Here is a 12,126-nt window from a genome sequence, read left to right as displayed (position 1 = left end):
TTGGCTCAAAAAGTTCTTTTTGCCCCTCCCTCTCCGGTGCTATAATAGGTCTGCGATAAGACGTATACGACAGATAACGACAAGCGAGGATGGGAGAAGCATGAAGAAACTGACACTGAAAAACTGCCGGCAGGAGAGCGCGCTTTTGCTGGATTACGAATTCATTGACAACTATATGCCGGAGGCTAACGGAGAGTACGTGAAGGTCTACCTTCTGCTGCTGCGCTGCCAGGCCAGCCCGGACAGGGAGCTGACCGTCTCCGGCATCGCGGACATCCTGGACGACACGGAGAAGGATGTGATCCGCGCGTTGAAATACTGGAAAAAACAGGGTCTTCTGGACTATGAGATCACGGAGTACCCTGGCAGCGGCATGTCCTCTTCCAGCCATGAGACGTCCTCCGCAGCGGCCTCTTCACCGGCATTCTCTTCTGCGGCATCGGTTTCCGCGGCAGTTTCTTCCCCGGGTGTTTCCCCGACGGAAGCTTCCCCGACGGTGGTTTCCCCGGCATCGGATTCCTCGGTGACGGTTTCCCCGGCGGCATCCTCCCCGGAGAACGTGACCCGCTTCCGAAACCGCAAGGAGTTAAAGGAGCTGCTCTTTGTGGCGGAGCAGTACCTGGGAAAGACCCTCTCTGTCACGGATATGAAGACTATTACCTATTTCTATGACGAGCTGGGCATGTCTACGGACCTGATCGAGTACCTCATCGAGTACTGCGTGGAGAACGGGCACAAGAGCATGCACTACATACAGAAGGTGGCTCTCTCCTGGACAGACCGGAAGATCCGGACTCCGGAGGAGGCTAAGCAGAGCGCGGCCCTTTACAGCAAAAGCTGTTATGGTGTCCTGAAGGCCTTCGGCATCACCGGGCGCTCCCCCGCGTCCTCCGAGCTGGCCTACATCCAGCGCTGGAGCGGAGAGTACGGCTTCTCGGACGAGCTGATCCTGGAGGCCTGCAACAGAACCATGAACAGCATCCACCAGCCCAGCTTCGACTACGCGGAGTCCATCCTGAAGAGCTGGCTGGAGGGAGGCGTCAAGACCAGGAAAGATGTGGAGGCTCTGGACCTGGCCTACCAGAAGGAGAAGCAGGAGCGGAAGGAAAAGTGCCAGGCGCGGTCCGCAGCCGCTTCCCCGGAGACACCCAGGGCAGCCCGGAACCGTTTCAACAACTTTGAGGGCAGGACCTACGAGGACATGGAGGATCTGACCCGCAGGCTCATACAGAACCAGTAGGACAGGACTGTCCTCCAACACTTGAGAAGGGAGAAGACTTGTGGCTCTTACCAATTCCCAATACGACCAGATCATGCGCACCTACGAGCAGCACCGCCTGGAAAATGAGTACAGGAGGCGCAGGCGCTATGCGGATATAGAAAAAAAGATTCCTCAGATAAAGGAGCTGGACGATGAGATCTCCAGCCTTTCTCTGCAGCAGGCCCGCCGCCTTCTGGAGGGGGATGAGTCCGCTCTGGACACCTTAAAAGAAAAAATTCACTCGCTTTCCCAAAAAAAGCTTGCACTTCTGCGGGAAAACGGTTATCCTTCGGATTATCTGGAGCTTCACTACACATGCCCGGACTGCCAGGACACAGGGTATATCGGAGACAGGAAATGTCACTGCTTTAAGAAGGCTGTCATCGACCTGCTCTACACCCAGTCCAATCTGCAGGAGGTGCTGGACAGGGAGAATTTTGACACCTTTTCTATGGAATACTATTCCGAGGGCCACATCGACCGCCTCACCGGCCGGTCCTCCAGGGAGGCCATAGAGATCGCCCTGAAAACCTGCCACGAGTTCACGGACACATTCGGGACGGATTTCCGCAATCTGCTCCTCTACGGAGATACAGGGGTGGGAAAAACCTTTCTGTCCCACTGCATCGCAAAGGAGCTGCTGGAGCAGTCCTTCTCCGTAATCTATTTCACGGCCGCCCAGCTTTTTGACATATTTGCGAAGAGCACCTTCCGGCGGGAGGAGGAGGCAGGGGCCGACTGCGAGCATATCTACAGCTGTGATCTTCTCATCATTGACGATCTGGGAACGGAGATGAGCAACACCTTCACCAACTCCCAGCTTTTTATCTGTCTGAACGAGCGGATCCTGCGAAAAAAATCCACCCTGATCTCAACCAATCTCTCACTGGAAGACCTGAAAAACATTTACTCGGAGAGAGTCTTTTCGAGGATCACCAGCGCCTACACCGTGCTGAGGCTGACAGGTGACGATATCCGGATACAGAAAAAACTGATGAACAGAGCGTAAGAAAATATTTCAAATAACAGGAGGTACCTTATAAGATGCTGCGCCGAAATGAACGTATTTTAGACAATATTCCCGTTGGAGCCCTTGGGATCATCGCCCTGGACGGCTGCCAGGACATGGGAAAACGTGTCAACGACTATCTCGTAAAATGGAGAAAGGAAGACGGACATGAGCACAAGAACGATGTCGTCTTCAGCGGATATGAGCGAGACAACTATCTGATCGACGCAAGAGTGCCCCGGTTCGGCTCCGGTGAAGCAAAGGGGATCATCGGAGAGTCCGTCCGCGGAAAGGACATTTATATCATGGTTGACGTGTGCAACTACAGCCTGACCTATTCTCTGTCCGGCCACACAAACCACATGTCTCCCGACGACCACTTCCAGAACCTGAAGCGCATCATCGCCGCCATCGGGGGAAAGGGACGCCGTCTCAACGTGATCATGCCCTTCCTCTATGAGAGCCGCCAGCACAAGCGGAGCAGCCGGGAGTCTCTGGACTGCGCCCTGGCCCTGCAGGAGCTGGTTCACCTGGGCGTGGACAACATCATCACCTTTGACGCCCACGATCCGAGAGTGCAGAACGCCATTCCCTTAAGCGGCTTTGAGACCGTGCGCCCCACCTACCAGTTTGTAAAGGGACTTCTGCGCACAGTCAAGGATCTTCAGATCGACAGCGACCACATGATGGCCATCAGCCCCGACGAGGGCGCCACAGAGCGTGCCGTGTACCTGGCTAACGTGCTGAACCTGGACATGGGCATGTTCTACAAGCGCCGTGACTACACAAGGATCGTAAACGGCCGCAACCCCATCGTGGCTCACGAGTTCCTGGGCTCCTCCGTGGAGGGCAAGGACGTGATCATCCTGGACGACATGATCTCCTCCGGAGACAGCATTCTGGATGTAGCCCGCCAGCTGAAGCAGCGGAACGCGAAGAGGATCTACGCTGCCGCCACCTTCGGGCTTTTCACAAACGGTATGGAGAAATTCGACAGGGCCTACGAGGAGGGCATCATAAACGGCATCCTGACCACCAACCTGATCTACCAGACGCCGGAGCTGCTCTCACGTCCCTACTACATCAACTGCGACATGAGCAAGTACATCGCCCTCATGATCGACACACTGAACCACGACGGCTCCATCAGCAGCATCCTGAACCCCAGTGCGAGAATTCAGAACGTGGTGGAGAAATACCGCAGGGGCGAGGAAATCTAAGGACAGCTCTGATCCAAAACAGAATAGAATACACAAAAAAGGACAGGTTCCGTTTCCGCCGGAGCCGGATTGCAGGGACAATTCGGCATCGGGAAACAGAACCTGTCTTTTTCCATACATTACATTCCTATGACTTCCCTTCTGTCCGTCACGGGATGATCCCCGCGGGATATCAGGGAAGATCGATCCGGTCAAAGGGGATGGACTCCCGGCGGAGGATCTCCTCCTCCCGGCTGTGGCAGGTAAAGAGGAGCACCTGCTCCCTGTTCTTCGACAGCCATCGAAGAGTGTTGGCGAGCCGCCGGTCATCATAGCTGGCAAAGACGTCATCCAGGATCAGGGGATACTCCTCCTCGTAGAGAAGATCTGCCGCCGCCAGCCGGAGGGCCAGGTAGGCCTGCTCCACAGTCCCCCGGCTCACCTGTCCCATGGAAATCCTGCGGCCGTCCTGGAAGAGGATAAGCTGAGCCCCCTCCTCCACCAGCAGCCTGGTGTACTTCCCTCCTGTGATGCCCTGAATAATCCCGGAGACAGCCCCGTTCAGGTCCCGGCGCACCTGGGTCTGCATGTCCCGGGCCACCTGGGAGAGCCGTTCATGGGCCAGGGACAGGGCAGCCCTCTTCTTCTCCTGCTCCTTGTAGATGCTGTCCAGCTCGCCCATCTCCGTCAGCTCCTCCTGAAGGTTCTCATACTGGATCTGCTTCTCCTTCTTCTCCTCCTCCAGATGCTGCTGCTCCCAGAGCAGCTTCTCCGCTGAGGCCAGCTCCTCCTCCGGGGTGATCTCCTCCAGCATCAGCTCGGGGACTGTCTTCTGCCGCTTCTTCTCCACTTTCATGCGGTTCCAGATATAGATCCCGCCTGCCAGGGCCACCACAACCGATGTGGCATAATTCCAGGGCCGGGGGATGAGGACAAAGAGAATGATCACCGCCAGGATGATACCTGCCACCTCAAGGGGATGGATCCGCCATCTCGCCGGGCGCAGCTCGTCGATCATCCGCTTCTCGCTCTCCTTCTTCTCATTCTCTTCCTTGATCCTCTTCAGCTCCAGTCCTTCCTGCACCCGGTCCAGCTCCTCCTCCAGCCGGTGGATATCCCGCCACACATAGGAGGCCTCCTGCTCGATCTTCTCCCGGCGGCGCTGGCGCTCCCGGGTGTAATCCCTGGCCTGCCGGTCCAGCGCTTTTTCATGGTCCCGAAGCACTTCCTGGGCAGAGGCAAGGTCAATCCTCGTATCTCCGGAAACAGAATAATTTGCGGCGAAATTTTTCAGCTCCGCTGCCAGCTTCTGCCCTGTCCGGGCGCCGGACTGCCTAATGTACAGCGTGTCCTCATAGCTGTCAGCCTCCAGCCCTGGCAGGATCATCTCCAGATCCCCGTCCTCCAGAGACAGACGCTCTCCGTCATCCAGGCAGACAAGCTCCGCCCTCCTGGCCTGCCGGTCAAATCTTCGCTCCAGCCGAAAGGTCTTTCCCCCGCAGGTGAACTCTATGGCTCCCCCGTAGAAACCGTCCCCGTCCCAGGGCTCGTACCGGCTGAAGGTGTCGCCCGCCGCCGCCCGGCCCCGGCCTCTCTCCATGCCGAAGAGCATGCTCTTTATGAAAGTGTGGACGGTGGTCTTCCCGGCTTCGTTCTCCCCGCCAAGGAGCTGTATGCCGTCCCCCAGCAGGATGGTCCTGTCTCTGAATTTTCCGAAATGTCTCAGTTCCAGCTTCTGAATTTTCATTCTGTTCCCCTTCTTGTCTCCATGAGAGCGCTGATCCCCTCAAAGAGCGCTCTGTATTCCACGCTGTCCTTTTCCGCTCCGGAAAAGCTTTCTATATATCTGCCGATCAGATTGTTCTTATTGTTTCTGTACAGCTTCTCCAGATCCCAGGCCGGCTTTGTCTCATCCACGATGTCGATGATATTCCCCCGCCTGTCCAGGGCGTCCAGATCAAAGAGGATATCAGGGTCACGATACCCTTTCAAAAGAAACTTATACATGTTCTGTATTCCGTTTTCCTCAATCTTCCTCCAGATCAGATCCGCCAGACCCGCGCCTGTTGTCCGGCGATCCACCTCCACCTCACAGTGGATATACTCCCGGGATGCAAAGGGGACAAAGGAAAAGCGGCAGCCATCCTCCGTGATCTCCCCCTGTATGTAGCCGTGATGCCCGGTGTCATTCCTGTCCGTTGGCTCCAGCGCCCCCGCGTAGGCTGCAAGACCCGGAATGACCACCTGAGGCATATGGATGTGCCCCAGAGCCACATAGTCGTAGCCCAGGCCGGCCAGCGCCTCCCTGCTTACCGGAATGTGGTCTGTGTCCCCACCGTGGGCCAGAAGGATCTCTCTTCTCTGTCTCCCGGCCGCTGGTGCGCTGTCGTAGAGGGGCTGCCGGATCTGTCTCTCGTGGTAGCTGCACCCGTACACTGCCGTCTCAAGGGCGGGAAGCTCCACAGCCTCCACACTCGCCGAGCCCAGGAAATGCACGTTGGCACTCCACTGAAAAGTCCGGTAGTAGGAGTCCCTGCGCATATAGTCGTGATTTCCCGCGATGAGAACCACCTGCGTCCTCTCCAGGGAGGCGAACAGGCCGTCCACCTCCTTCAGCTCCCGCAGGAGGGGCTGCCTGTGAAACAGATCACCGGCCACCAGGAGAAGATCCGGCGCCTCATTTTTGCACACTCTTATCAGTCTTCGAAAGCTTTCCCAGATTTCTCCGCTTCGCTCCCCGCTGTACGCTTTTCCTGCCTCGGGCGACACCCCTAAATGCACGTCCGCGATGTGTATGAACTTCATTTTCTTCCTTTTCCTCCTGCTCTTTTTCAGACGGCAGCGTCACGATAAACTGTGTCTTCTCGTCGTCGCTCCTGGCCATGATCCTGCCCCCGTGAAGCTCCACGATCTCCTTTGCTATGGCCAGGCCAAGCCCTGCCCCGCCGGTCTCGCTGGATCTGGAGTCGTCCAGGCGGTAAAATTTCTCAAAGATAGTCTGCAGCTTTGTGCCCGGAATTTTCTTTCCCCTGTTGGAAAATATAATCTCCACATCCTTATTCTTTCTGCAGGCGCTGATCTGTATGGTCGTCCCAGCATAGCAGTAGGCTATGGCGTTCCGGAGAATGTTGTCAAAGACCCTGGCCAGCTTGTCCGGATCCCCGTACACCACCAGTCCGTCCTCCGTCTCCACCTCGCAGGTGAGCTGCTTCTCCTGGAGAACGCCGTAGAGCTCGTCCGCAATCTGCTCCAGCATCATGGACAGGTTCAGCTCCACCGGCTCCAGCTCGATGTCCTGGAGATTGAATTTGGTAATGTCAAAAAACTCATTGATCAGCTCTCCCAGTCTTATAGCCTTCTCAAGGGAGATGTGGATATACTTTGCCCGCTCCGCCTCCGGCATGTCCGGGTGGGCGTCCAGCATGGCCAGGTAGGCAACCACGGAGGTGAGAGGCGTCTTCAGGTCATGGGCCAGGAAGAGCACCAGGTCATTTTTCTTCTTCTCGCTCTCTATGGCCTCCAGATCCTGCCTCTTCAGCGTAGCCTTGATCTCGTTGAGCCGGATTTCAATGGGCTTCAGCTCCGTGATCAGGTGGATGGGCTCTGTGGACTCGGAGATAATATTCTCGATACCGTCCCCCACCTGGTCCAGATATTTAGTCATCTTGGACAGGGCCACATAGAAAAACAGGGCAAACAAAAGGAGGAACCCAACGATCATGAAAAACACTTTGTTGTCCCCGATCAGGCTCCAATATAAATCAATGGCGGTCTGTTCTTCCACATGAAAGGCTGTCAGGATATCCACAAATGTAGTCGCAAAGCTGTCGTTGTATACCCCGTCAATCACGTAATTCAGAAGAAAGCCGCCAACAAGTACAGTCAGTGCTGTCACCAGCACTGTCTGCAGCAGAATACTGAATTTTAATTTTCTGTAATTACTCTTCAACTTTATAACCTACTCCCCATACTGTCTTGATAAAGTCTGAAGTTCCGGTAGGCGCACTCATTTTTTCCCGCAGATGCCGGATGTGCACCATGACCGTGTTGTTGCTGTTTTTGTAATATTTTTCGTGCCACACCTTCTCGAACAGCTCCTCGGAGCTGATCACCTTGCCCCTGTTCTCGCACAGGAGCCAGAGAATGTCAAACTCTATGGGGGTGAGTGTGAGAGGGACCTCGTTGTAAATGCACTCATGGGACGTCCGGTTCAGGAGAAGCCCGCCGAAATCAATGATCTCCCCCGGCTCCTTCCCGCCGTCATTGTACTGGGTGTAGCGGCGGATCTGGGCCTTCACCCTTGCCACCAGCTCCAGCGGGTTGAAGGGCTTGGGTATGTAGTCGTCAGCTCCCATGGTGAGCCCTGTGATCTTGTCCATGTACTCGGTCTTAGCTGTCAGCATGATCACAGGGAAGGTGTATTTCTCCCGGATCTTCTTCAAAATCTGGAACCCGTCAATGTCCGGCAGCATCACATCCAGAATGGCCAGGTCGATCTTCTTCTCAAAGATACAGTCCAGGGCCTCCTGCCCTGTATAGAACTTGTAGACCGTATACTGATCGTTCTGCAGATACAGCTCGATGACATCGGCGATCTCCCGCTCGTCATCCACTACTACGATATTCATACTTTCGTGAACCTCCTTATTCTCTCCTTCGGCAGGAGAGACGCCCTCCCGGCGCTCCCCCATCTCCGGTGAATGTGTGATGTTCCCCTCGTCATTCCTTCTCTGCTGTCTTTCCTTTATCCTGTCAATCCGCTCTGCCTGTCCCGCCTCCCTCTTACAGGTCGCAGTTGTTCACTGTCCTGGGGAAGGGGATCACATCGCGGATGTTACCCATTCCTGTCAGGTACATGATGCACCTCTCAAATCCAAGCCCAAAGCCGGAATGGCGGGTGGAGCCGTATTTTCTCAGGTCCATGTAAAAGCCGTAGTCCTCCTCCTTCAGGCCCATCTCCTTCATGCGCTGCGCCAGCTTTTCGTAATTGTCCTCCCTCTGGCTGCCGCCGATGATCTCGCCGATGCCGGGCACCAGGCAGTCCACAGCCGCCACGGTCTTTCCGTCATCGTTCAGCTTCATATAAAATGCCTTGATTTCCTTTGGATAGTCTGTGACAAACACAGGGCGCTTGAAGACCTCCTCAGTCAGGTAGCGCTCATGCTCTGTCTGCAGGTCTGTCCCCCAGGAAACCTTGTACTCGAACTTGTCGTTGTTTTTCTCCAGGAGCTCCACTGCCTCTGTGTAGGTCACCTTTGCGAACTCGGAGGACACCACATTGTGGAGCCTGTCCAGGAGTCCCTTGTCCACAAAGGAGTTAAAGAAGTTCATCTCCTCCGGCGCGTTCTCCAGCACATAGTTAATGACATATTTCAGCATGGCCTCCGCCAGATCCATGTTGTCATCAAGGTCCGCAAAAGCCATCTCCGGCTCGATCATCCAGAACTCCGCCGCATGCCTTGTGGTGTTGGAGTTCTCTGCCCGGAATGTGGGGCCGAAGGTATAGATATTCCGGAAAGCCTGGGCAAAGGTCTCGCCGTTGAGCTGGCCGCTGACTGTCAGGTTCGTCTCCTTGTTAAAGAAGTCCTTGGAATAGTCCACCGTGCCGTCTTCCTTCCTGGGCACATTGTTCAGGTCCAGGGTGGTCACCTGGAACATCTCCCCTGCTCCCTCGCAATCGCTTCCCGTGATCAGTGGGGTGTGCACATACACAAAGCCCCTCTCCTGAAAGAATTTGTGGATGGCGTAGGCTGTCAGGGACCGCACCCGGAACACCGCCTGGAAGGTGTTCGTCCTGGGGCGAAGATGGGCAATGGTCCGCAGGTATTCAAAGCTGTGACGCTTCTTCTGGAGCGGGTAGTCCGGCGCGGAAGCGCCCTCCACCTCCACCGTCTCCGCCTGGATCTCAAAGGGCTGCTTTGCCTGGGGTGTGGCCACCAGGGTTCCCTTCACAATGATGGCAGCTCCCACGTTCAGTCTGGAGATCTCCGCGAAATTGTCCATGGTGTCATGGTACACCACCTGCAGGGTCTCAAAGAAGGACCCGTCATTTACCACGATGAACCCGAAAGTCTTGGAGTCCCGGATGCTGCGCACCCAGCCGCCCACGGTCACTTCCTTGTCCAGGAAGGCCTCCGTGTTCTTATATAATTCTCTGACTGTTGTAAGCTTCATGATCATTTACTCCTTCTGATATCTATATCTTTTTTTCAGCACTTTCAAACATTATAGCACACCGATAGCAGTTTTAAAAGGAAGGATTGGCAGAAGTCCCTGCCTCCTTTCTTTTTGCAGAAGTATGTGTTAGACTGCAAAAGCAGGAAACAAGAAAGCAGGTACCTTTATGAAAATCTTATCACCAACTCAGCTTACCGAACTCTGTCACTCCATCAGCCTTCCCCCGGAGATCACAGACGCTGTCCTTTCTATACAGTCCTCAAAGGAGTTCACAGACCTCCTCCCCCAGGCCCGTCCCCTGCTTGAGGAGCTTCTCACCCCCGCTACCTGGGACAGCGCCCTGGTGCGGCTGAAAGCGCTGATCGGCGAGGACCCTCTTGGCATAAAAATCCTCACCCTTATGCTCATCTGCTGCGGGGAAACCTGGCGCTCCTATCAGTCCCTTGGCATTTCCGGCGATATATACATTGAAACTCTGAAATGCTTTACCCGCTTTATAAATGAACACCAGGAAAGCTACGGCGTCTTCGGATTTGACCGGGACTTCTGGACCATGCGACAGCTGGCCGCCCGGCTCTTCCGCCTGGGCACGCTGGAATTTGAACTGACAGAGGACGGAGAAGGGAAAGCGGTCCACGTCCACATCCCATCGGACGCGGATCTCTCCCCGGAGGCCCGCCACCGCTCCTATGATATGGCACGGGACTTTATCGCCCGCTTTTCCCCCGCATACAAGGGCGCTCCCTTCCTTTGCACCTCCTGGCTTCTTAGCCCTGCGCTGAGGGAATGTCTGCCAAAGGGATCCCGGATCCGCTCCTTCCAGGATGAATACGAGGTGACCGATGTGTTTTCGGAGCCGGACTCCTTCCTCACCTGGGTCTACAAGCGCCCGGACATCCCTCTTCCTGATCTGCCCGAGGGCACCTCCCTTCAGAGAAATCTGAAAAAATATCTCCTGGCAGGGGGAAAGGTTGGAGAGGGGAAGGGCAGGCTGCTCTGTAAACGCATCTGAACATTGTGGATTGTGGATAAATTCATATTTAACTATCTAATCCTCAAAAACCATTGATTTTTCAAGGCTTCACGCCTGTTTTTCATTCAAACCTTATCTGTTTGCCCTTGTTTTTGCCCTTACGAGCCGAAACAAGGGCAACTTTTTATTCCCCGCCGACCACCTTATCCAGCAGCCTTGCGGAAGTGCGCTTCGCTTCCCTTGTAGAGTGAGCGTAGATGTTCATTGTGGTACTGACATCGGAGTGTCCGAGAAGTTCCTGCACATCTTTCGGCTTTGCGCCGCCGGAAAGCAGATTGCTTGTGTAGGTGTGACGGAGCGTGTGGAAATGGAAATCTTCAAGCCCTTTCACTTTCTTCTTTGCCGCCCTGCACATAATCCCTACCGTACTCGGCGCTTCATACGCCCCGTCTGCTCTCAGGCAGACAAAGGAGATTTCCTTGTAATCCTCCGGGACTTCCTCTGTCCTTTGCAGGCTGTAAACCTCATAATAGGTGCGCCCTTTTTCCTTTACTTCTTTGTAGTAGTTCAGGTGATAAAACTCCCCGTAGCGGAAACGGTTTTTGCGCTGTTCTGTTCTCGCCGCCCGCAGGATTGCCGCCAGCGTGTCGCAGAAATCAACGGTGCGGACTTTGCTCCGTTTTGTCGTTCCCACTTCGGTTGTGTGCCTTGTTCCGTTATAGCGCATGCTTCGGCGTACCGTGAGATATTGTTCCTCAAGGTTAATATCCTGCCAAGTCAAGCCGCATACTTCCCCGATACGAAGCCCCGTGTAGTACGCTATCTGCACAGGCAGCAAGGCGGGATTATCTTTTGCCTTGAGAAATTCCTCCAGCTTTTGGAACTGTTCATGGGTGATAGTAGGAATACTGGAAGTATCTTCCTCACTGTCCGAGAAAATATCCGTTTCCTGCTTCCTGCCCCTCAGCTTCACATACTGCATAGGGTTAAAGGTAATCAGTTTTTTCGGGAAAACCGCAAAGCGGAAGGAATTTTGCAACACCGCCGAGAACAGGAGCATATATCCTTTGCTCATGGGCTTTGAAGTTGTCCCGTCCGGGTTTGTCCCACCGTAGCTCAGAAAATCAATGAACGCCTGCAAATGGTCGGCGGTCACGGTTTTCAGCTTGCGTTTGCCAATGGGATATTGCTTGATACGGTTGACCGTTCCCTGATAGGACATGACCGTCCCGTTGCTTAAGTTGCCGGGTTTCAGTTCTTCCTCTACCCACATATCCAGCATATCGCCTACCGTGATGTTTTCCGCTTTCCCGACAAACTGCTTTTCCTCATAGTCCGCTATCGCTTTGCGGAGCATGGCTTCTGTTTCCGCCTTGCTCTCTGTGCCTGCAAACTCTTTCTGCACTTTTCTGCCGCTTTCATCTTCAATATAAAAGCGTCCGTACCACTTTTTGCCTTTCTTTCTTACAGAACCTTTTGCCATAGATAAAAAACTCCTTTCTATCCG

Annotated in this window: 10 protein-coding genes; 4 read left to right on the top strand and 6 right to left on the bottom strand. The window is 54.7% G+C overall.

The features are described 5' to 3' along the window. Positions 1-100 precede the first annotated feature (100 nt). Genes NI21_RS0108480 through NI21_RS0108470 form a run of 3 tightly spaced genes read left to right on the top strand, consistent with a single transcriptional unit; the run spans position 101 to position 3,490 of the window. Positions 101-1,240, top strand: a complete 1,140-nt coding sequence (locus tag NI21_RS0108480; RefSeq protein ID WP_033125800.1) for a DnaD domain protein — start codon at positions 101-103, stop codon at positions 1,238-1,240. 40 nt (positions 1,241-1,280) lie between these two features. Then, positions 1,281-2,270, top strand: coding sequence for an ATP-binding protein (locus NI21_RS0108475; protein WP_033125799.1), 990 nt, complete (start codon positions 1,281-1,283; stop codon positions 2,268-2,270). Between the two features lie 35 nt (positions 2,271-2,305). Then, positions 2,306-3,490 carry a ribose-phosphate pyrophosphokinase gene (locus NI21_RS0108470; RefSeq protein ID WP_033125798.1) on the top strand — a complete coding sequence of 395 codons (1,185 nt, stop codon included), beginning with the start codon at positions 2,306-2,308 and terminating at the stop codon, positions 3,488-3,490. 172 nt (positions 3,491-3,662) lie between these two features. Here the strand turns inward: NI21_RS0108470 and NI21_RS0108465 are convergent, their stop codons facing one another. From NI21_RS0108465 to asnS, 5 genes are all read right to left on the bottom strand, one after another. Continuing rightward, on the bottom strand, positions 3,663-5,216 hold the full coding sequence (locus NI21_RS0108465; RefSeq protein WP_033125797.1) for an ATP-binding protein: 1,554 nt from the start codon (positions 5,214-5,216) through the stop codon (positions 3,663-3,665). Next, positions 5,213-6,238 carry a metallophosphoesterase gene (locus tag NI21_RS16375; RefSeq protein ID WP_081958025.1) on the bottom strand — a complete coding sequence of 342 codons (1,026 nt, stop codon included), beginning with the start codon at positions 6,236-6,238 and terminating at the stop codon, positions 5,213-5,215. The genes NI21_RS0108465 and NI21_RS16375 overlap by 4 nt, the downstream gene beginning before the upstream one ends. Further along, the gene (locus tag NI21_RS0108460) at positions 6,147-7,418 is read right to left on the bottom strand and encodes a sensor histidine kinase KdpD (RefSeq protein ID WP_033125796.1); all 1,272 of its coding nucleotides are present in this window, start codon (positions 7,416-7,418) and stop codon (positions 6,147-6,149) included. The genes NI21_RS16375 and NI21_RS0108460 overlap by 92 nt, the downstream gene beginning before the upstream one ends. Further along, positions 7,408-8,097 carry a VanR-ABDEGLN family response regulator transcription factor gene (gene vanR, locus NI21_RS0108455; protein WP_033125834.1) on the bottom strand — a complete coding sequence of 230 codons (690 nt, stop codon included), beginning with the start codon at positions 8,095-8,097 and terminating at the stop codon, positions 7,408-7,410. Before vanR ends, NI21_RS0108460 begins: the two co-directional genes overlap by 11 nt. Positions 8,098-8,251: 154 nt before the next feature. Beyond that, the gene (gene asnS / locus NI21_RS0108450; RefSeq protein WP_033125833.1) at positions 8,252-9,643 is read right to left on the bottom strand and encodes an asparagine--tRNA ligase; all 1,392 of its coding nucleotides are present in this window, start codon (positions 9,641-9,643) and stop codon (positions 8,252-8,254) included. A gap of 169 nt (positions 9,644-9,812) precedes the next feature. Between asnS and NI21_RS0108445 the strand changes: the two genes are divergently transcribed. Continuing rightward, the gene (locus NI21_RS0108445) at positions 9,813-10,658 is read left to right on the top strand and encodes an acyltransferase domain-containing protein (RefSeq protein ID WP_033125795.1); all 846 of its coding nucleotides are present in this window, start codon (positions 9,813-9,815) and stop codon (positions 10,656-10,658) included. 145 nt (positions 10,659-10,803) lie between these two features. On the opposite strand, the gene NI21_RS0108440 is transcribed toward NI21_RS0108445, so the two are convergent. Continuing rightward, on the bottom strand, positions 10,804-12,102 hold the full coding sequence (locus tag NI21_RS0108440; protein WP_002586625.1) for a tyrosine-type recombinase/integrase: 1,299 nt from the start codon (positions 12,100-12,102) through the stop codon (positions 10,804-10,806). Positions 12,103-12,126 lie beyond the last annotated feature (24 nt).

This window comes from Eubacterium sp. ER2, from assembly GCF_000765215.1.
Classification (GTDB): Bacteria; Bacillota; Clostridia; order Lachnospirales; family Lachnospiraceae; genus Claveliimonas; species Claveliimonas intestinigallinarum.
Note: the sequence above shows the minus strand (reverse complement) of the source record. Positions and strands in the feature narration are given on the sequence as shown.